The organism is Serratia sp. T13T92 (assembly GCF_047530105.1).
Lineage (GTDB): Bacteria > Pseudomonadota > Gammaproteobacteria > Enterobacterales > Enterobacteriaceae > Chania > Chania fonticola.
Genome location: NZ_JBLJAK010000003.1, coordinates 14,315 through 32,224 on the forward strand (window position 1 = coordinate 14,315; position 17,910 = coordinate 32,224).

21 protein-coding genes are annotated in these 17,910 nt (G+C 54.9%); 12 read left to right on the forward strand and 9 right to left on the reverse strand.

Features of this window, described 5'->3' with window-relative positions; genetic code table 11:
- Positions 1–4: 4 nt before the first annotated feature.
- From lptA to ACMV5I_RS05015, 5 genes are all read right to left on the reverse strand, one after another.
- A complete protein-coding gene (lptA, locus tag ACMV5I_RS04995) occupies positions 5–544 on the reverse strand; it encodes a lipopolysaccharide ABC transporter substrate-binding protein LptA (RefSeq protein ID WP_021180699.1) in 540 nt (179 codons plus the stop codon).
- The gene (gene lptC, locus ACMV5I_RS05000; protein WP_121607935.1) at positions 513–1,091 is read right to left on the reverse strand and encodes an LPS export ABC transporter periplasmic protein LptC; all 579 of its coding nucleotides are present in this window, start codon (positions 1,089–1,091) and stop codon (positions 513–515) included. Before lptC ends, lptA begins: the two co-directional genes overlap by 32 nt.
- Positions 1,088–1,642 (reverse strand): 3-deoxy-manno-octulosonate-8-phosphatase KdsC, encoded by a 555-nt coding sequence (kdsC, locus tag ACMV5I_RS05005; protein ID WP_024483713.1) that lies wholly within the window; start codon positions 1,640–1,642, stop codon positions 1,088–1,090. Before kdsC ends, lptC begins: the two co-directional genes overlap by 4 nt.
- 17 nt (positions 1,643–1,659) lie before the next feature.
- Positions 1,660–2,646, reverse strand: coding sequence for an arabinose-5-phosphate isomerase KdsD (gene kdsD, locus ACMV5I_RS05010; RefSeq protein ID WP_121607934.1), 987 nt, complete (start codon positions 2,644–2,646; stop codon positions 1,660–1,662).
- A gap of 144 nt (positions 2,647–2,790) precedes the next feature.
- A complete protein-coding gene (locus tag ACMV5I_RS05015) occupies positions 2,791–3,765 on the reverse strand; it encodes a calcium/sodium antiporter (RefSeq protein ID WP_202671962.1) in 975 nt (324 codons plus the stop codon).
- Between the two features lie 380 nt (positions 3,766–4,145).
- Between ACMV5I_RS05015 and mlaF the strand changes: the two genes are divergently transcribed.
- From mlaF to murA, 7 genes are all read left to right on the forward strand, one after another.
- A complete protein-coding gene (gene mlaF / locus ACMV5I_RS05020) occupies positions 4,146–4,961 on the forward strand; it encodes a phospholipid ABC transporter ATP-binding protein MlaF (RefSeq protein WP_414823785.1) in 816 nt (271 codons plus the stop codon).
- A gap of 4 nt (positions 4,962–4,965) precedes the next feature.
- Positions 4,966–5,748 carry a lipid asymmetry maintenance ABC transporter permease subunit MlaE gene (mlaE, locus tag ACMV5I_RS05025; protein WP_021806955.1) on the forward strand — a complete coding sequence of 261 codons (783 nt, stop codon included), beginning with the start codon at positions 4,966–4,968 and terminating at the stop codon, positions 5,746–5,748.
- 4 nt (positions 5,749–5,752) lie between these two features.
- Positions 5,753–6,301 carry an outer membrane lipid asymmetry maintenance protein MlaD gene (gene mlaD / locus ACMV5I_RS05030; RefSeq protein WP_121607933.1) on the forward strand — a complete coding sequence of 183 codons (549 nt, stop codon included), beginning with the start codon at positions 5,753–5,755 and terminating at the stop codon, positions 6,299–6,301.
- A 14-nt stretch (positions 6,302–6,315) separates the two neighbouring features.
- Complete coding sequence (gene mlaC / locus ACMV5I_RS05035) at positions 6,316–6,945, forward strand: phospholipid-binding protein MlaC (RefSeq protein ID WP_021180691.1); 630 nt, start codon at positions 6,316–6,318, stop codon at positions 6,943–6,945.
- Positions 6,945–7,247 (forward strand): lipid asymmetry maintenance protein MlaB, encoded by a 303-nt coding sequence (gene mlaB / locus ACMV5I_RS05040; protein WP_174333673.1) that lies wholly within the window; start codon positions 6,945–6,947, stop codon positions 7,245–7,247. The genes mlaC and mlaB overlap by 1 nt, the downstream gene beginning before the upstream one ends.
- 155 nt (positions 7,248–7,402) lie before the next feature.
- The gene (gene ibaG / locus ACMV5I_RS05045) at positions 7,403–7,657 is read left to right on the forward strand and encodes a BolA family iron metabolism protein IbaG (protein WP_021180689.1); all 255 of its coding nucleotides are present in this window, start codon (positions 7,403–7,405) and stop codon (positions 7,655–7,657) included.
- Positions 7,658–7,710: 53 nt separating this feature from the next.
- Positions 7,711–8,970, forward strand: coding sequence for a UDP-N-acetylglucosamine 1-carboxyvinyltransferase (gene murA / locus ACMV5I_RS05050; protein ID WP_021180688.1), 1,260 nt, complete (start codon positions 7,711–7,713; stop codon positions 8,968–8,970).
- A gap of 57 nt (positions 8,971–9,027) precedes the next feature.
- On the opposite strand, the gene degS is transcribed toward murA, so the two are convergent.
- The 3 genes from degS to zapG form a co-directional block, all read right to left on the reverse strand.
- On the reverse strand, positions 9,028–10,086 hold the full coding sequence (gene degS / locus ACMV5I_RS05055; RefSeq protein ID WP_065684740.1) for an outer membrane-stress sensor serine endopeptidase DegS: 1,059 nt from the start codon (positions 10,084–10,086) through the stop codon (positions 9,028–9,030).
- 89 nt (positions 10,087–10,175) lie between these two features.
- Complete coding sequence (gene degQ / locus ACMV5I_RS05060; RefSeq protein ID WP_121607931.1) at positions 10,176–11,549, reverse strand: serine endoprotease DegQ; 1,374 nt, start codon at positions 11,547–11,549, stop codon at positions 10,176–10,178.
- Positions 11,550–11,748: 199 nt separating this feature from the next.
- Positions 11,749–12,147 carry a Z-ring associated protein ZapG gene (zapG, locus tag ACMV5I_RS05065; RefSeq protein ID WP_024483697.1) on the reverse strand — a complete coding sequence of 133 codons (399 nt, stop codon included), beginning with the start codon at positions 12,145–12,147 and terminating at the stop codon, positions 11,749–11,751.
- 230 nt (positions 12,148–12,377) lie between these two features.
- Here zapG and zapE point away from each other — a divergent pair, with 230 nt between their 5' ends.
- The 5 genes from zapE to sspB all read left to right on the forward strand — a co-directional run bounded on the left by zapE (position 12,378) and on the right by sspB (position 16,180).
- Complete coding sequence (gene zapE, locus ACMV5I_RS05070) at positions 12,378–13,508, forward strand: cell division protein ZapE (protein ID WP_414823786.1); 1,131 nt, start codon at positions 12,378–12,380, stop codon at positions 13,506–13,508.
- Positions 13,509–13,804: 296 nt separating this feature from the next.
- Positions 13,805–14,233 carry a 50S ribosomal protein L13 gene (gene rplM / locus ACMV5I_RS05075; protein WP_021180678.1) on the forward strand — a complete coding sequence of 143 codons (429 nt, stop codon included), beginning with the start codon at positions 13,805–13,807 and terminating at the stop codon, positions 14,231–14,233.
- Between the two features lie 15 nt (positions 14,234–14,248).
- Entirely contained in the window at positions 14,249–14,641 is a 393-nt protein-coding gene (rpsI, locus tag ACMV5I_RS05080; protein ID WP_021180677.1) for a 30S ribosomal protein S9, read from the forward strand.
- Between the two features lie 388 nt (positions 14,642–15,029).
- A complete protein-coding gene (gene sspA, locus ACMV5I_RS05085) occupies positions 15,030–15,671 on the forward strand; it encodes a stringent starvation protein SspA (protein WP_024483694.1) in 642 nt (213 codons plus the stop codon).
- Positions 15,672–15,676: 5 nt separating this feature from the next.
- A complete protein-coding gene (gene sspB, locus ACMV5I_RS05090) occupies positions 15,677–16,180 on the forward strand; it encodes a ClpXP protease specificity-enhancing factor (protein WP_037376229.1) in 504 nt (167 codons plus the stop codon).
- Positions 16,181–16,490: 310 nt separating this feature from the next.
- Here the strand turns inward: sspB and ACMV5I_RS05095 are convergent, their stop codons facing one another.
- Positions 16,491–17,909 carry a glutamate synthase small subunit gene (locus tag ACMV5I_RS05095; protein ID WP_065684736.1) on the reverse strand — a complete coding sequence of 473 codons (1,419 nt, stop codon included), beginning with the start codon at positions 17,907–17,909 and terminating at the stop codon, positions 16,491–16,493.
- Position 17,910: the final 1 nt, after the last annotated feature.

The window sequence follows — 17,910 nt, forward strand, 5'->3', positions numbered from 1 at the left end:
GTAATTAGTTACTCTTCTTTTGACCGTTTTTGTCTTGCAATTGTGATGGCACCAGAACCGTGGTCACGCGTTTGCCTTTATCGCTGAACGCCTGCATCTGCTGCTGTGGCACCAGATAGGTAATACGGTCGCCCTTCACATTGCTATCGAGCTGTTCCAGATAGGCGTTGCCGGTGAGGGTGATCAGCTGCGGCGCGACGTCGTAACGAACTTTCTGCGCATGGCCTTTCACCGGCTTGCCGTTGTCCTGCATCTGGTAGAAGGTTACCGGATTGCCGAACGCTTCAATATAGGTTTTGTTCTGATCGCCACCCGGGCGTGTGACCACGACCTTGTCGGCCTTGATCTCAATGGTGCCCTGCTTGATCACCACGTTGTCGGTAAAGGTGCTGACGTTGCTCTGCATATCCAGCGACTGTTTCAGCGAGTCGATACTTACCGGTTGGTCAGAGTCGGATTTCAACGCCAATGCGGGGGAGCTGGCGGTCAAAACGAGGCTGACGATCAACAGATTACGGAGTTGGCTTTTGGTTCTGAATTTCATAGTTGGTCTTGACCTTATCAATCAGCTCAGCGGTTTTGTTCCGCAGATTGCCACGCATTTTCATGCCGTTAGAGGTGAAATTCGTGCCGAACAGGGTGACTTCATCATCGGAAGAAACGTCCTGGGTGACCAGATTAATCTGGGCATTATCGGTTTTAATTTTTTCCAGCTGTGAGGTGGTTGTCAAACTGTTCACCTCTACGTGGCCGTACAGATACAGCATGCGGTTTTTGGTCAGCTTGGCGCGATCGGCGCGTATTGACCAAGTGGCCACGGCATGCTCATCAAACAGTGTCATCACCGGCTGGGTGAACCAGCTTAACTCATCGGCGGTGTAATATTTAACCTCTTCTGCCACCAGCTTGTAGCTTAGCTGCCCGGCCGGATTGTATACCACAGTCACGGTATGCTGGCTCTGATAGGTCGGGTCTTGGTTATTGACCGGTACCGAATTGCCGTCATCGCTGAAATCGGCCATGTTCCAGCCAATCAGCGCCAGCGCGATCACGGTCAGCAAGATGGTGATCCAAAGTTTGGTTTTACTCATATTGACAGCCCTTTGGCGTCCTCCAGCTTGTTTTGCGCCAGCAGGATCAGGTCGCACAGCTCGCGCACCGCACCACGGCCACCGTTGATTCGGGTGACATAATGGGCACGAGGTAACAATAATGGATGCGCATCGGCCACCGCGACGGCCAGACCGACTTCGGCCATGACCGGCCAGTCGATCAGATCGTCGCCGATGTAGGCGATTTCATCTGGCATCAGGGACAGTTTATCCAACAGTTCACGGAAGGCCAAAAGCTTATCGGACTGCCCTTGATACAGATGGGTGATATCCAACGTTTTTGCCCGGTCTTCCAACAGCTTGGCCGAACGCCCGGTGATGATGGCCACCTCGATACCCGAGGTTTTCAGGCAGCGGATGCCATAGCCGTCACGGACGTTGAAGGCTTTCAGCTCTTCACCGTTATTACCCATGTAGATCAGGCCGTCTGACAGCACGCCGTCGACATCACAAATCAACAGGCGGATTTTCCCGGCGCGGGCCATGACTTCTTCAGCTACCGGCCCGTAACAGGTTTCAACCAGACTCATGCAGTGGGTTCCTTTCATTAAACGACGCCAGCGCGCAGCATGTCATGCATATGTACCACACCCAGCAATTGGTCGCCATCGGCAACCAGCACGGCGGTGATATGGCGTTGCTGCATCAGGTTGAGCGCATCGACTGCCAGCAGGTTCGGGCGTACCCGGATACCGCCCAGCGTCATGACGTCGGTGATGTTGGCATTATTCAGATCGATGCCCATATCGAACACCCGGCGTAAGTCACCGTCGGTAAAAATACCGGCGATTTTCATCAGATCGTCGCAGATCACCGTCATGCCCAGGTTTTTACGAGTGATCTCCAGCAGCGCGTCGCGCAGAGAGGCTTCGGGGCTGACGTGCGGAATTTCATCGCCGCTGTGCATGATATCACTAACGCGCAGCAGCAGGCGGCGGCCCAATGCTCCCCCAGGGTGAGACAGGGCGAAATCTTCCGGGGTAAAGCCACGGGCTTTCAGCAGCGCTACGGCTAACGCATCGCCCATGACCAAGGTGGCGGTGGTGCTGGTGGTAGGAGCCAGACCCAGCGGGCAAGCCTCCTGCGGTACCTTGATGCACAGATGCACATCTGCCGCCTTGCCCATCGAGCTTTCCGGGTTGTTGGTCATGCAAATCAGTGGGATCTGCTGGCGTTTCAATACCGGGATCAGCGCCAGAATTTCGTTCGACTCACCGGAGTTGGAAATCGCCAGTACAATGTCCTGCGCTGATACCATGCCCAGATCGCCGTGGCTGGCCTCAGCCGGATGCACGAAGAACGCCGGGGTTCCGGTACTGGCCAGCGTGGCGGCAATTTTGCAGCCGATATGGCCGGATTTACCCATGCCCATGACCACGACTTTACCGCAGCATCCGGCGATCGCTTCACATGCCCGGGTAAAATCTGCATTGATGTACTGATCGAGCTGGGCCAGGCCATCACGCTCAATCTGAAGCACTTCTTTGCCGGCCTGCTGAAAGTCAAAGCCCGGTTGCAACTGGATAGATGACATACACATTCCCAACGGTTTTACCCGTCATCCTTCAAGATACAGGGGTGTTGGCTGCCTTCAATTACCCTGGTCACTTAGTGAGCTAAGCTCCCAGGGATGCTTTCAGTTGCCGCCTACCTGTATCTCGAATGCTATAGGGTAAAGCTAAAAGAGCTGAAAAGGGTTAAAGAACAGCACTGCAAGATACGCAATAAAGCCACATAATAACAGAGCTCCCGCCAGATGACCGATACGATGTTTGCGGCCAATACACAGCGCGGCAAGCAGGATACCGGCCGCCAGCATCACCCAGTAATCGCGCTGGAAGGCGGCGGGATCGATACTGCCCGGTGATAGCAGGGCAGGGACACCCAGTACGATTACCGTATTAAAAATCGTCGAGCCGATGATATTCCCTACCGCCATATCATCTTCGCCTTTTAGTGCTCCGGCGATCGAGGTGGCCAATTCGGGCAGGCTGGTGCCGATGGCGATAATCGTCAGGCCAACTACCAGTTCACTCAGGCCAAAGTAGTGGGCAATCACCGAAGCGTTGTCGATGATCATCCTTGATGACAGCGGCAGAATAATGAAGGCCAGCACCAGCCAGAGAATGGCTACCGTGTTGCTGCTGTCCTGCGGCAGTTCGGCGAGTTGCTCCACCGTCAGGCTGTCGTTGCCTTCACGTTGCGCCAGCCTGGCGATTTTCAGCATCAGCAGAATAAAACCGGTGGCGGCCAACAGCAGCAGCACGCCATCGAACCGGCTCAGGGTGTTATCCATCAGCACGTAGCCGCACAGCAGGATAACCCCCAGCATCAGCGGCAGTTCACGCCGTAACACTTCGGAGCGAACCGACAGCGGATGGATCAGGGCTGCCACCCCCAGGATCAGTAAAATATTGGTGATGTTGGAGCCAATCACGTTACCCACCGCCAGGTTGGTCTGCCCATTGAGGGCGGCGGTGACCGACACGATCAATTCTGGCAACGAAGTGCCTATACCGACTATCGTCATGCCGATAATCAACGGGGGAACCCCCAGCGAACGGCTAATCACCGCCGCACCATAAACTAATCTATCCGCCCCATACACCAGTAAAAATAAACCAACGATCAACAGCACTATCGCGAGAAACATTCAGGGTCCTATATTGGGGTATTATCCCGGTTCGTTGGTTAAAGGCCATCATCGGCCAGCTTGCACACCCCTCGTTGCACACAACAACGAATTTTCCCGGTAAAAGATCGAACCATAAGACTGCGACTCATCCTGATGAACTGGCTTTGTAGGGGCGCCGCATGCTGCGCCCTCAGAAACATTCTCAGTTTGTCATCAGTCAGACTTTATTTTTTGCGTTATTTCCTAATTTTGACCGTCTGGAGCCTAAAAGTAAAACCTATGGCATCATTGGTAGCGCATTGAGGGTAAGTTTCGGTAAAAATAAGACGTATAGCCCCCTATTGCTTTACCATCACGGATGATTTGGCAAAAAAATAGCCTGTACAGGATCAATAAACATGCACCAGAAGGCAGATAATCTGGTCGAAGTGCGCGGCATGAGCTTCTCTCGCGGCGATCGGCTGATATTCGAAGACATCAACCTGACGGTTCCCCGTGGCAAAGTGACGGCCATCATGGGGCCGTCCGGCATTGGTAAAACCACGCTGTTACGCCTGATTGGTGGCCAGTTGACCCCGGACAGCGGCGAGATCTGGTTTGATGGGGACAACATCCCGGCGCTGTCGCGCCATCAGTTGTATGAGTCACGCAAGAAGATGAGCATGCTGTTTCAGTCGGGAGCGCTGTTTACCGATCTGACGGTATTTGAGAACGTGGCTTACCCGCTGCGTGAGCACAGCCGCCTGCCGGAGCCGATCCTGCGCAGCACGGTGCTGATGAAGCTGGAAGCCGTAGGGCTACGTGGCGCGGCAGATCTGATGCCGAACGAACTTTCTGGCGGTATGGCGCGGCGAGCTGCCTTGGCGCGTGCTATCGCGTTGGATCCGACATTGATCATGTTCGACGAACCCTTCGTTGGCCAGGATCCGATCACCATGGGCGTGCTGGTCAAGCTGATCGATGAGCTGAATAACGCGCTCGGGATCACCTGCATCGTGGTATCCCATGATGTGCCAGAAGTCTTGAGTATCGCGGATTACGCCTATATTGTGGCGGATCACCATGTGATTGCCGAAGGCTCGGCAGCGCAATTACAGAACAATCCTGATGCACGAGTGCGTCAGTTTCTGGATGGTATTGCCGATGGGCCGGTACCATTCCGTTACCCGGTCGGTGATTATCAGACAGAGCTTTTAGGGGAAGGGAGTAAATAACTTCATGTTTTTAAAGGCGTTAGCGTCGTTAGGACGCCGTGGCATCAACACCAGCGCAGCCTTTGGACGCGCCGGGCTGATGCTGTTCCACGCGCTGATCGGGCGCCCGGAGCCGCGTAAACAATGGCCGCTGCTGCTCAAACAGCTACACAGCGTGGGCGTGCAGTCGCTGCTGATCATCATGGTTTCCGGCTTGTTTATCGGCATGGTGTTGGGGTTGCAAGGTTATATCGTCCTCACCACCTACAGTGCCGAGGCGAGCCTGGGCATGATGGTGGCGTTGTCATTACTGCGTGAGCTGGGGCCGGTAGTGACCGCTCTGCTGTTCGCTGGCCGCGCCGGTTCAGCTCTGACGGCCGAAATCGGTCTGATGAAGGCCACCGAGCAGCTCTCCAGCCTGGAAATGATGGCGATCGATCCGCTGCGGCGTATCGTTGCCCCACGTTTCTGGGCCGGTCTTATTAGCATGCCGCTGCTGACGATTATTTTCGTGGCCATCGGTATCTGGGGCGGCGCGATTGTCGGCGTGGACTGGAAAGGCATCGACAGCGGTTTCTTCTGGTCGGCGATGCAAGGGGCCGTTGAATGGCGTCAGGATTTACTTAACTGCCTGATCAAGAGCGTGGTGTTTGCCATTACCGTTAGCTGGATTGCGATCTTCAATGGTTATGATGCCGTACCGACCTCTGAAGGGATTAGTCAGGCAACGACAAGGACCGTGGTACATTCGTCACTGGCGGTGTTGGGATTGGATTTCGTGCTGACTGCACTGATGTTTGGGAATTGATTTGATGCAAACGAAGAAGAGTGAAATCTGGGTTGGGGCGTTTATGCTGATTGCGCTGTGCGCCATCATCTTCCTCTGCCTCCAGGTGGCCAATATTAAATCGATCGGTAATGAACCGACTTACCGTATCTACGCCACCTTCGATAATATCGGTGGTTTGAAAGCGCGTTCACCAGTGAAGATTGGTGGTGTGATGATTGGCCGGGTTGCGGCTATCTCGCTCGACCCGAAGACCTACACACCACGCGTGGCGCTGGATATCCAGCAACAATACAACCAGATCCCGGACACCAGCTCGCTGGCGATCCGCACCTCAGGGCTGCTGGGTGAACAGTATCTGGCGTTGAACGTCGGTTTTGAAGATCCCGAGATGGGCACGACTATCCTTAAGGATGGTGGGACCATTCAGGACACCAAATCAGCCATGGTGCTGGAAGACTTGATCGGCCAGTTCCTCTACAAGAGCGGTGGTCAGGATAGCCCGAATTCACCGGATGGCTCCGCTGCAGCTCCGGCACCGGATGCCGCTGCGCATTCCGCTACAACTCACTAATCGAGGAAACCTGCATGTTTAAACGTTTTTTAATGGTTGCCCTGCTGGTGGTTGCACCGCTAGCTAATGCGGTCGATCAGACTAACCCATACAGCCTGATGCAAGACGCTGCGCAGAAAACCTTCACCCGCCTGAAAAGTGAGCAGCCAAAAATCAAGCAGGATCCTAACTACCTGCGCACCATCGTGCATGAAGAGCTGATGCCGTTCGTGCAGGTGAAATATGCCGGTGCGTTGGTGCTGGGCCGTTACTACAAAGACGCCACGCCAGCCCAGCGTGAAGCTTACTTCACTGCCTTCCAAGCCTATCTGGAGCAGGCGTATGGTCAGGCGTTAGCCATGTACCAGGGCCAGACCTATCAGATCGAACCGGAACAGCCGCTAGGCAATGCCGATATCATCGCGATCCGCGTGACCATCATCGATAAAGGGGGCCGCCCACCGGTGCGTCTGGATTTCCAATGGCGCAAGAACAGCAAAACCGGCCACTGGCAGGCGTATGACATGATTGCCGAAGGCGTCAGCATGATCACCACCAAGCAGAATGAGTGGGCATCGACTCTGCGCCTCAAAGGCGTTGACGGTTTGACCCAGCAGCTGCAAGCGGCCGCCAAACAGCCGATCACCCTGGATCAGAAAAACTGATGGCCGCAGCGCTGAGCTGGGAATCACAACAGCAAACGCTGGTGCTGAGCGGCGAGCTGGATCGTGAGACGTTATTGCCGCTGTGGCAGCAACGTGAGACGCTGTTGGCAGATAAAACCGTGATTGATGTCGCTCAACTGCAGCGCGTGGACTCTTCCGGTCTGGCCCTGCTGCTGCATTTACGTGAGCAACGGAGCCAGCAGGGAATTGAGATAAAAATTTCCGGCATCACCGATCGGCTGCAAACGCTGATCACGCTCTACAATTTGTCAGCAATAATGCCTGTCGAAACCGCTAGTTAGCCACATTTATGGCTGTTCGACCGGGAAAAATCAGTTAAAGGCCCCTGTTGCTCAGGGGCTTTTTCTTTGGTTTAAGAAAGCGGCGGATTCCACTAAGATAGACGCCAAGAAGTCGCCCCGGGTGACTATGATCCTTCGATGCGGAATTGGATACTATGGAAAATAGCGAAATTAAAGACGTGCTGATGAAGGCGTTGGCACTGGAAGAAGCGCATGTGACCGGCGATGGCAGCCATTTTCAGGTGATCGCCGTGGGTGAACTGTTCGCCACCATGAGCCGCGTCAAGAAACAGCAAGCCGTCTATGCGCCGCTGATGGAATACATCGCGGACAACCGCATTCATGCTTTGTCGATCAAGGCATATACCCCAGAAGAGTGGCAGCGGGATCGCAAACTCAACGGATTTTAAGGCTGTTTGCCCGGCGGGCAGGCAGCTCAGAACAGATAACAGAGAGTAGTTAAATGGATAAATTTCGTGTGCATGGCCGGACCCGTCTTAGCGGTGAAGTGACCATTTCCGGGGCGAAAAACGCCGCCCTGCCGATCCTGTTTGCCGCCTTGCTGGCGGAAGAGCCTGTCGAACTGCAAAACGTCCCGAAGCTAAAGGACATTGACACCACCATCAAACTGCTCAGCCAGTTGGGTACCAAGATCGAGCGTAATGGCTCGGTCTATGTTGATGCCAGCGGCGTGAACGAGTTTTGTGCTCCCTACGATCTGGTGAAAACCATGCGTGCCTCCATTTGGGCATTGGGGCCACTGGTAGCGCGCTTTGGCCGCGGCCAGGTCTCACTGCCAGGTGGTTGTGCCATTGGCGCACGTCCGGTTGACCTGCACATTACCGGCCTGGAGCAGCTGGGTGCGGAAATCAAACTGGAAGAGGGCTATGTCAAGGCCTCTGTGGAAGGACGCCTGAAGGGCGCACATATCGTGATGGATAAGGTCAGCGTAGGCGCGACCGTCACCATCATGAGTGCTGCAACCCTGGCGACCGGTACCACCATCATCGAGAATGCGGCACGTGAGCCGGAAATCGTTGATACCGCCAACTTCCTCAACACGCTGGGTGCCAAAATCAGCGGCGCGGGCACGGACAGGATCACCATCGAAGGCGTTGAGCGCCTGGGTGGCGGGGTTTACCGTGTGCTGCCAGACCGTATCGAAACCGGTACCTTCCTGGTTGCCGCTGCCGTTTCCGGTGGCAAGGTGCTGTGCCGTAATACCCGTCCAGATACGTTGGATGCGGTGTTGGCCAAACTGCGTGAAGCAGGGGCCGATATCGAAGTCGGTGAAGACTGGATCAGCCTGGACATGCATGGCAAACGCCCGAAAGCGGTAACCCTGCGTACGGCTCCACACCCTGGTTTCCCAACCGATATGCAGGCGCAGTTCAGCCTGTTGAACCTGGTAGCGGAAGGGACCGGCGTGATCACCGAGACGATCTTCGAAAACCGCTTTATGCACGTGCCTGAGCTGATCCGTATGGGCGCACACGCAGAAATCGAGAGCAACACCGTGATTTGCCACGGCGTAGAGCAGCTTTCTGGTGCACAGGTGATGGCGACCGATCTACGTGCCTCTGCTAGTCTGGTATTAGCGGGTTGTATTGCCGAAGGCGTAACGGTGGTAGATCGTATTTATCACATCGACCGTGGCTACGAGCGCATCGAAGACAAACTGCGTGCGCTGGGTGCCAATATCGAACGTGTGAAAGGCGAGTAATCGATAGTTTTAGCCTGTTTGTGCGAATAAAGCCCGGCTTGCCGGGCTTTTTGCTAACTAATTATTATCCTCCGGGAATTCCCCCACCGCCATATGCAGCGTAATGCGTTGCCCATCGCGCAGCACTACCACCGGGATCTCCGTCCCTGGGCGGATCTCCGCCACCTGATCCATCGTCTCCAATACCGACACCGCCGGTTTGTTATCGACGTTAATGATGATGTCATTAATACGGAACCCCGCATTGGCGGCCGGGCCGTTAGGGGTAATTTCGGTCACGATGATCCCCTGCAGGCGATCGATGCCGGTCGCCGAGGTGCGCACCGGGATAATCTCTTTGCCCTGAATACCAAAGTAGCCGCGGATCACCCGGCCATCACGGATCAGCTTATCCATGATCTTGGTCGCTAGCTCTACCGGGATGGCAAAGCCTAGCCCCTCTGGCGTTTCGCCATCGGTGATCTTGTCATAGGTCAGCGTGTTGATGCCCATCAGCTCACCCAGGGAGTTAACCAGCGCACCGCCGGAGTTACCCCGGTTGATTGAAGCATCGGTTTGCAGGAAGGTTTGTCGCCCGGTGGTGCTCAGGCTGATACGCCCGGTGGCGCTGATAATGCCCTGGGTAACGGTTTGCCCAAGGTTGTACGGGTTACCGATCGCCAGCGCCACATCACCGATGCGTGCGGGGCGTGCGGTATTAATTGGGATCACTGGCAAGTTGCCCGGATCGATTTTCAGCACGGCCAGGTCGGTCAGGCTATCGGAGCCGACCAATAACGCCTCATAGCGACGGCCATCTTGCAGTACGGCGGTGATCTGCTGGGCGTCTTTGATTACATGGCGGTTGGTAATGATATAGCCGCGATCGTTCATGATCACACCGGAACCCAGGGAGAGCACGTTGGTCGCGCCGCTGATGTTGCGGTTGTAGATGTTGACGACGGCAGGGGCAGCCCGGCGCACGCCGGTGTTATAGCTGGCCGGCGTTTGATCGCTGGTATTCTCAGATTTGCTGGCGAATATGTTATTGGCGGAACGCAATACAGGCAGGGCGGCCAGCAGTATACCGGCAACGACCAAACCAATAACAATAGAACGCAAGAGCTTAGCAAACATAGAGTTTTAGTTAGTGTTGGGGAAGATGAACGGAGGATAGCACGAGTTAACCGGGCGCAGTATGCTGGCGCGCCCGGTTTCGCAACAAATTAACGCAGCAACAGATAAATGTTTTCGTCGCCACGAACGATGTTCAACGCCATCACCGCCGGTTTAGCCTCAAGCAGTTTACGCAGTGCGTTGATGTTTTCAACGCGCTGACGGTTGACGCCGATGATCACATCTCCTTTCTGCAGGCCAAACTGCGCCGCCGGAGTGCCTTTATCCACCTTGTCGATCTTCACGCCTTTATCACCGTTTGGCAGCGCACCGTTGGTGAGGGAGGCACCTTGCAGCGCAGGCGACAGCGTTTCGGCATTGGTTGATACGCTTTCGCTGTTATCCAGGGTGACGGCAACGTCCATGGCTTTGCCTTCACGCAGCAGGCCTATTTTAACGGTAGTGCCCGGTGCGGTGGTGCCCACTTTGGCACGCAGCTCGGCAAAGCTGCTGATAGGCTTGCCATCCAAGGAGACCAAAATGTCTCCAGCTTTGATCCCGGCTTTGGCGGCGGCGGATTTTGGCATTACTTCACTGATAAAGGCTCCGCGTTGGGCATCCGTATTGAATGCTTTCGCCATATCGGCGGTCATTTCACTGCCTTTGATGCCCAGCAGACCGCGCTTCACTTCGCCAAACTCAATCAACTGCTTGCTCAGGCTCTGTGCCATGTTACTTGGAATGGCGAAGCCGATACCGATGTTGCCGCCGCCCGGTGCCAGGATCGCGGTGTTGATACCGATCAGCTCACCATTCAGGTTCACCAGCGCGCCGCCGGAGTTGCCACGGTTGATGGAGGCATCGGTCTGGATGAAGTTTTCCAGCCCTTCCAGGCTCAGGCCGCTACGGCCCAGAGCTGAGATGATGCCGGAGGTCGCCGTCTGGCCAAGGCCGAACGGGTTACCGACGGCTACGGCGAAGTCACCAACACGCAGCTTGTCGGAGTCGGCGATTTTTACCGCCGTCAGGTTTTTGACATCGCTGACCTGCAGCAGGGCAATGTCAGACTGTTCGTCGCGGCCAATCAGCTTGGCGTCATATTCGCGGCCATCATTGAGCTGTACGCTGATCTTATCGGCGTTGTTGATGACGTGATTGTTGGTGAGGATGTAACCCTTCGCCGCGTCAATAATCACACCGGAACCCAGCCCTTCAAACGGGCGAGTGCTTTCCTTCGGTGTAGGCATGTTCGGGCCAAAGAAGAACTTAAACTGCTCTGGCAGCTGTGGCTGGCGTTGTACCTGAGTGCCTTCTACACGTACGCTAACGACGGCGGGCAGCACTTTTTCCAGCATCGGCGCCAGGCTTGGCAGCGACTCACCAGCAACGGCGGCAGGCATGGCTGCGTTGGCTGCCGGGAGGGAGGCAAATGCCAGGCTAATGCTCATTGCTAATGCACTAAGAATTAAAGATCTTTTCTTCATTGGTTATAGCTCTCTCAAAACCTGCCGGTGAAATTTTTTACGATACTGCCATAGCAATACCATTTGTGAAGTCTAGGACAATGAATTTACGCGAAAAGTTCACTTAATCGTCAAGAGTAAGCATAGTCAGGGCGGGGAATGAGGGACGAACAAAGTGAACAACCCGTGGGATTTCCCCACGGGTCAGTATAACGGGGAATTAATTGCTGCGTGGTGCGCCGCGCAGCAGGCCAGATGCCCCTTCGGAGTAGTCACGAGGCATCTCCACCGGAGCCTGATCGTTATCCGCTTCCGATTCGGACAGACGGTAGCGGAACGGGTTGTCCTGCATCGGCAGATCCGGCAGCAGGTTATTGGAGCTTTTCGCCATATGCTGATACAGCTGGCGATAGTCGCGCGCCATGTTATCCAGCAGTTCAGCACTGCGGGCAAAATGGCCAACCAGCTCCTGACGGTACTCTTCAAGCTCGGTTTTGCTTTTATCCAGTTCGTTTTGCAGCACCTGTTGCTGACGTAATTTACTGTTACCAAAACGCATCGCTACCGCACCGATCACGATACCGACCACCAAACCAATCAGCGCATACTCCCAGGTCATGATGACTCCTATTTTGACTTCGTTGTTCCGCAGGGATTTTTCACTTAATAATATCCACTATAACCGTTAACCTTGTCCGAGTGGAATCCTGATAAGCCAATACCTGCAGTTTGCAGGGGTTTTCTTGGGGTACAACGCCGATAAATGTGGCGATCAGGGTGCGAAGCGGCTGCCATCCGCCGCGAAAATTGGATAAATAAATTCTCAGCGTTGTTAGGGATTGCGAATACATGCAGGCACAGTCACCGTTATCACGCTACCAGCAGGCGCTGGATGCGGGGGAATATCAGGCCGATGCGGTTCAGCGCCAGGCCGTTACGCAGTTGGATCAGATCTATCAGGCGTTGCAGCAGCTCCCGGCTCCTGCCGCCGCTAACGCTGGCAAGCGTCGTAACCTGCTTAGCCGTTGGTTAGGTAAGAGTGAGGAAATCACCGCGCAGCGGCCGGTGCAGGGGCTGTATATGTGGGGCGGCGTTGGCCGGGGTAAAACCTGGCTGATGGACCTGTTTTTCCACAGCTTGCCCGGCGATCGCAAACTGCGGCTGCACTTTCACCGCTTTATGCTGCGGGTGCACGAAGAGCTGACGGAGCTGCAAGGGCAGGAAAACCCGCTGGAGATCGTCGCGGACGGCTTCAAGGCGCAAACGGACGTGCTGTGTTTTGACGAGTTCTTTGTCTCCGACATCACCGATGCCATGCTGCTGGCAACGCTGTTGCAGGCGCTGTTCGCTCGCGGTATTACGCTGGTGGCCACCTCTAACATTATTCCGGACAACCTGTATCGTAACGGGCTGCAACGCGCACGCTTCCTACCGGCGATCGATTTGATCAACGAGTATTGCGACGTGATGAACGTGGATGCGGGCATTGATTATCGCTTGCGTACCCTGACGCAGGCCCATCTGTATCTGACCCCGCTCAATCAGCAAACGCAGGACACGATGGACCACATCTTCCTCAAGCTGGCGGGCCACGCCGGGGAAGAGGCTCCGGTGCTGCAAATCAATCACCGGCCAATGCCTACCTTGCGTGCTGTGGAAGGGGTATTGGCGATCGATTTTCATACCCTGTGTGAAGAGCCGCGTAGCCAACTGGATTACATCGCGTTGTCACGCCTCTATCACAGCGTAATGCTGTATAATGTGCGCATTATGGGGCCGCTGAAGGAAAACACCGCCCGCCGCTTCCTGGCGCTGGTGGATGAATTCTATGAGCGCCACGTCAAACTGGTGATCGCCGCCGAAGCCTCGATGTTCGAGATCTACCAAGGCGAACAGCTGAAGTTCGAGTTTCAGCGTTGCCTGTCCCGCCTGCAGGAGATGCAGAGCGAGGAGTATCTGAAGCTGCCTCATCTGCCGTAAACGGCGTTCGGGCCTGGCTTTCAGGCCCAGTTTCATCCCCGATTATCGTCGCCAAATCGGTCCCCTGCGCTAAATCCTTTTTCCCGGTAAAAACAGGTCGACCTTTGTGAGCGACTTCTCTATAATCTTGCGACCCCACGTTACAACAAAGTTTTTTTCCCAAAACTTTGTATAGTGCCGGCAATGGCTATTCGAAGGGGTAGGTTTGCTGGACTTGTATGGTCGTGTGAGCCTCAACTGTTTTCGAGCGTTGGGTGAACACCTACGTGTAACTAAATTATTGGGTAAGCTTTCTAATGAAAACTTTTACAGCTAAACCAGAAACCGTAAAACGTGACTGGTACGTTGTTGATGCAGACGGTAAAACTTTAGGCCGTCTCGCTACTGAACTGGCTCGTCGTCTGCGCGGCAAGCATAAAGCGGAATACACCCCGCACGTTGATACCGGTGACTACATCATCGTTCTGAACGCAGAAAAAGTTGCTGTAACCGGCAACAAGCGTACAGACAAGGTGTATTACCACCACACCGGCCACATCGGTGGTATCAAGCAAGCGACCTTTGAAGAGATGATTGCCCGCCGTCCTGAGCGCGTGATTGAAATCGCGGTTAAAGGCATGCTGCCAAAGGGTCCGTTGGGTCGTGCAATGTTCCGTAAACTGAAAGTTTACGCGGGCACCGAGCACACTCACGCGGCACAGCAACCGCAAGTTCTTGACATCTAATCGGGATTATAGGCAATGGCTGAAAATCAATACTACGGCACTGGTCGCCGCAAAAGCTCCGCCGCTCGCGTTTTTATCAAGCCGGGCAGTGGTAACATCGTTATTAACCAGCGTAGCCTGGAACAGTACTTCGGTCGCGAAACTGCCCGCATGGTAGTTCGTCAACCGCTGGAACTGACCGACATGGTTGGCAAATTCGATTTGTACATCACCGTTAAAGGTGGTGGCATCTCTGGTCAAGCTGGCGCTATCCGTCACGGTATCACCCGTGCACTGATGGAGTACGACGAGACTCTGCGTGGTGAATTGCGTAAAGCTGGCTTCGTCACTCGTGACGCGCGTAAAGTTGAGCGTAAGAAAGTCGGTCTGCGTAAAGCACGTCGCCGTCCGCAGTTCTCCAAGCGTTAATTTTTTCTGCTTCGGCAGAACGATTTACGCGAAAAACCCGCCTCTTTGGCGGGTTTTTTTATGCCCGCAAAAAGATTAAAATTCATATAAATCAGTTTATTAGGTGATAAGGCAACGCATAATCACCACAAAACAGTCAAAATCTGGTAAACTATCATCCACTTTTGCGCCTGTTCGCCATGCAGTGCTGTCAGTCTACCTCCGGGGCCGTTTTCCAGACCTAAGGTTTATCTGTGAGCTGCGGGCTTGCGGTCACGATTATTCAGGATAGCAGCCTGAGATACCCAATCAATTTCACGTCGCAGCCAGGCGGCAACAACGCAATGGCTCGTGGAGTGATGGATATTTTGGCTATTCGCCGTATTTTCTAGATAACTTGGAGGTTTTCATGGCTGTCGCTGCCAACAAACGTTCGGTAATGACGCTGTTCTCTGGCCCGACCGACATCTTTAGCCATCAAGTACGTATCGTACTGGCGGAAAAAGGCGTCAGCGTCGAGATCGAGCAGGTAGAACCCGATAATCTGCCGCAGGATCTGATCGACCTCAACCCATACCAAACGGTACCGACGTTGGTCGATCGCGAGCTGACGCTGTATGAATCCCGTATCATCATGGAATACCTTGATGAGCGTTTCCCTCACCCGCCGTTGATGCCGGTGTATCCGGTGGCACGTGGTGAAAGCCGTCTGATGATGCTGCGTATCGAGAGAAACTGGTACACGCTGATGTACAAAATCGAGCAGAGCAACGGCCAGGAAGCTGAATCAGCACGCCGTCAACTGCGCGAAGAGCTGCTGGCGATTGCGCCAATCTTCGGCCAGACCCCGTATTTCATGAGTGAAGAGTTCAGCCTGGTAGACTGCTACCTGGCCCCGCTGTTGTGGCGTTTGCCGCAACTGGGTATCGAACTGAGCGGTGCCGGCTCCAAAGAGCTGAAAGGCTACATGACCCGCGTCTTCGAGCGTGATGCATTCCTGGCCTCTCTGACCGAAGCCGAGCGCGAAATGCGCCTGCAGACTCGGGGCTAAGCATCATGGATATGTCTCAGATGACCCCGCGCCGTCCTTATCTTTTGCGGGCATTCTATGACTGGCTGTTGGATAACCAACTGACTCCGCATCTGGTCGTAGACGTAATGCGCCCAGACGTGCAGGTTCCGATGGAATTTGCACGCGATGGTCAGATTGTGCTGAACATTGCTCCGCGTGCCGTAGGCAACCTGCAGTTGGGTGACGACGAAGTGACCTTCAACGCGCGCTTTGGTGGCGTACCTCGTCAGGTGCTGGTGCCAATGGCGGCCGTGCTGGCGATTTATGCGCGGGAGAACGGGGCTGGTACCCTGTTTGAACCGGAAGCCAAGTATGAAGATGAAGGGGCTTTCGAAGGGTTGGAAGAGGTATCTAGCCCAACGGGTAGCCTGATGTCAGTGGTTGATAGCGATCGTCAGGATAGCTTGGAAGACGACAACGGCCCTGATGATGAACCGCCTCAGCCGCCACGCGGTGGTGGCCGTCCGGCGTTGCGTGTCGTGAAGTAAGCTACGGCAAGCAGGGAAAAAGGTGCAACTCAGGTTGCGCCTTTTTTATTGCCTGTAGATTGGGGGGATATCTAGGCTGCTGAGTCGTTGTTTCCCCTCACCCCAACCCTCTCCCAAAGGGCGAGGGGGCTGGCCGGAGCACGTAGTCAGCCCGTGCAACTTTGGCAAGTAGGGAATTAAAACAAGCAAGGCAAGGTATTACGCAGAAAAACCAGCGAACTCGATCGGTTCCCTCTCCCTGTGGGAGAGGGTTAGGGTGAGGGGCATCACCTGAAGCATGACGCCACCTCTAGCCCTCAACCTATATAAATCACACTTCCAGATAACACATGATGCCTTCGGCAGCTTTGCGCCCTTCGGCAATCGCGGTAACCACCAGATCGGAACCGCGAACCGCATCGCCACCGGCGAAGATTTTCGGGTTGCTGGTCTGGAAGGCGTTATCGACCGACTCCGGTGCCACGATACGGCCCTGCTTGTCCAACTGCACATCGTGCGCGGCCAACCAGTCCATCTGGTGCGGGCGGAAGCCAAAGGCCATCACCACCGCATCGGCGTCGATCACGTGCTCAGATCCAGGTACCTGTTCAGCAACCTGGCGTCCATTGGCATCCGGGGCTCCCAACTGAGTGCGCACCATCTTGACGCCAGCGACGCGCCCCGCGCTGTTAAGCTCAATGCTCAACGGCTGCAGGTTGAACTGGAACTCGACTCCTTCCTCGCGCGCATTCTTCACTTCGCGTTTGGAACCTGGCATGTTCGCTTCATCCCGGCGATAGGCACAGATGACCTGAGTCGCGCCTTGACGAATAGAGGTGCGTACGCAGTCCATGGCGGTGTCACCACCACCCAGCACGACCACACGCTTGCCTTCCATGCTGACATACGGCTCGTGCTGCTCTGGCTGGTAGCCCATCAGCTGCTTGGTGTTGGCGATCAGGAACGGCAGCGCATCGTACACGCCCGGTGCCTCTTCGTTCTCCAATCCACCACGCATCGATTGATAGGTACCTACGCCGAGGAACACCGCATCGTATTCGCTCAGCAGCGCATCCATGGTGATGTCTTTACCGACTTCGGTATTGAGCTGGAACTCGATACCCATCTCGCTGAAGATGCCGCGGCGTTTTACCATCACCTCTTTTTCCAGCTTAAAGGCCGGGATACCGAAGGTCAGCAAACCGCCGATCTCTGGATGACGATCGTAAACCACCGCTTTCACGCCGTTACGGGTCAATACGTCGGCACAGGCTAGGCCCGCCGGGCCTGCACCAATAACGGCCACCCGCTTACCGGTTGGGTGCACGTGGGACATATCCGGCTTCCAGCCCATCTCGATGGCTTTATCGCTGATGTAACGCTCGATATTGCCGATGGTCACTGCACCAAACTCGTCGTTCAGGGTGCAGGAGCCTTCACACAGGCGATCTTGCGGGCAAACACGGCCACACACTTCCGGCAGGCTGTTGGTCTGGTGTGCCAGATCCGCCGCCTCCATGATGCGGCCTTCATTCGCCAGTTTCAGCCAGTTCGGAATATAGTTGTGAACCGGGCATTTCCATTCGCAATAGGGGTTGCCGCAGGACAGGCAACGGTCGGCCTGTGATTTCGCCTGGGTTTCCGAAAAGGGTTCATAGATCTCTACAAACTCAATTTTGCGGATCTTCAGCGGTTTCTTTGGCGGATCAACGCGCTGCAGGTCGATAAATTGATAAACGTTCTGACTCATT

Bases quoted from the DNA above. Each gene is read 5' to 3' on its own strand.
- lptA (WP_021180699.1), bottom strand. From the start codon at position 544: ATGAAATTCAGAACCAAAAGCCAACTCCGTAATCTGTTGATCGTCAGC.
- lptC (WP_121607935.1), bottom strand. From the start codon at position 1,091: ATGAGTAAAACCAAACTTTGGATCACCATCTTGCTGACCGTGATCGCG.
- kdsC (WP_024483713.1), bottom strand. From the start codon at position 1,642: ATGAGTCTGGTTGAAACCTGTTACGGGCCGGTAGCTGAAGAAGTCATG.
- kdsD (WP_121607934.1), bottom strand. From the start codon at position 2,646: ATGTCATCTATCCAGTTGCAACCGGGCTTTGACTTTCAGCAGGCCGGC.
- ACMV5I_RS05015 (WP_202671962.1), bottom strand. From the start codon at position 3,765: ATGTTTCTCGCGATAGTGCTGTTGATCGTTGGTTTATTTTTACTGGTG.
- mlaF (WP_414823785.1), top strand. From the start codon at position 4,146: ATGCACCAGAAGGCAGATAATCTGGTCGAAGTGCGCGGCATGAGCTTC.
- mlaE (WP_021806955.1), top strand. From the start codon at position 4,966: ATGTTTTTAAAGGCGTTAGCGTCGTTAGGACGCCGTGGCATCAACACC.
- mlaD (WP_121607933.1), top strand. From the start codon at position 5,753: ATGCAAACGAAGAAGAGTGAAATCTGGGTTGGGGCGTTTATGCTGATT.
- mlaC (WP_021180691.1), top strand. From the start codon at position 6,316: ATGTTTAAACGTTTTTTAATGGTTGCCCTGCTGGTGGTTGCACCGCTA.
- mlaB (WP_174333673.1), top strand. From the start codon at position 6,945: ATGGCCGCAGCGCTGAGCTGGGAATCACAACAGCAAACGCTGGTGCTG.
- ibaG (WP_021180689.1), top strand. From the start codon at position 7,403: ATGGAAAATAGCGAAATTAAAGACGTGCTGATGAAGGCGTTGGCACTG.
- murA (WP_021180688.1), top strand. From the start codon at position 7,711: ATGGATAAATTTCGTGTGCATGGCCGGACCCGTCTTAGCGGTGAAGTG.
- degS (WP_065684740.1), bottom strand. From the start codon at position 10,086: ATGTTTGCTAAGCTCTTGCGTTCTATTGTTATTGGTTTGGTCGTTGCC.
- degQ (WP_121607931.1), bottom strand. From the start codon at position 11,549: ATGAAGAAAAGATCTTTAATTCTTAGTGCATTAGCAATGAGCATTAGC.
- zapG (WP_024483697.1), bottom strand. From the start codon at position 12,147: ATGACCTGGGAGTATGCGCTGATTGGTTTGGTGGTCGGTATCGTGATC.
- zapE (WP_414823786.1), top strand. From the start codon at position 12,378: ATGCAGGCACAGTCACCGTTATCACGCTACCAGCAGGCGCTGGATGCG.
- rplM (WP_021180678.1), top strand. From the start codon at position 13,805: ATGAAAACTTTTACAGCTAAACCAGAAACCGTAAAACGTGACTGGTAC.
- rpsI (WP_021180677.1), top strand. From the start codon at position 14,249: ATGGCTGAAAATCAATACTACGGCACTGGTCGCCGCAAAAGCTCCGCC.
- sspA (WP_024483694.1), top strand. From the start codon at position 15,030: ATGGCTGTCGCTGCCAACAAACGTTCGGTAATGACGCTGTTCTCTGGC.
- sspB (WP_037376229.1), top strand. From the start codon at position 15,677: ATGGATATGTCTCAGATGACCCCGCGCCGTCCTTATCTTTTGCGGGCA.
- ACMV5I_RS05095 (WP_065684736.1), bottom strand. From the start codon at position 17,909: ATGAGTCAGAACGTTTATCAATTTATCGACCTGCAGCGCGTTGATCCG.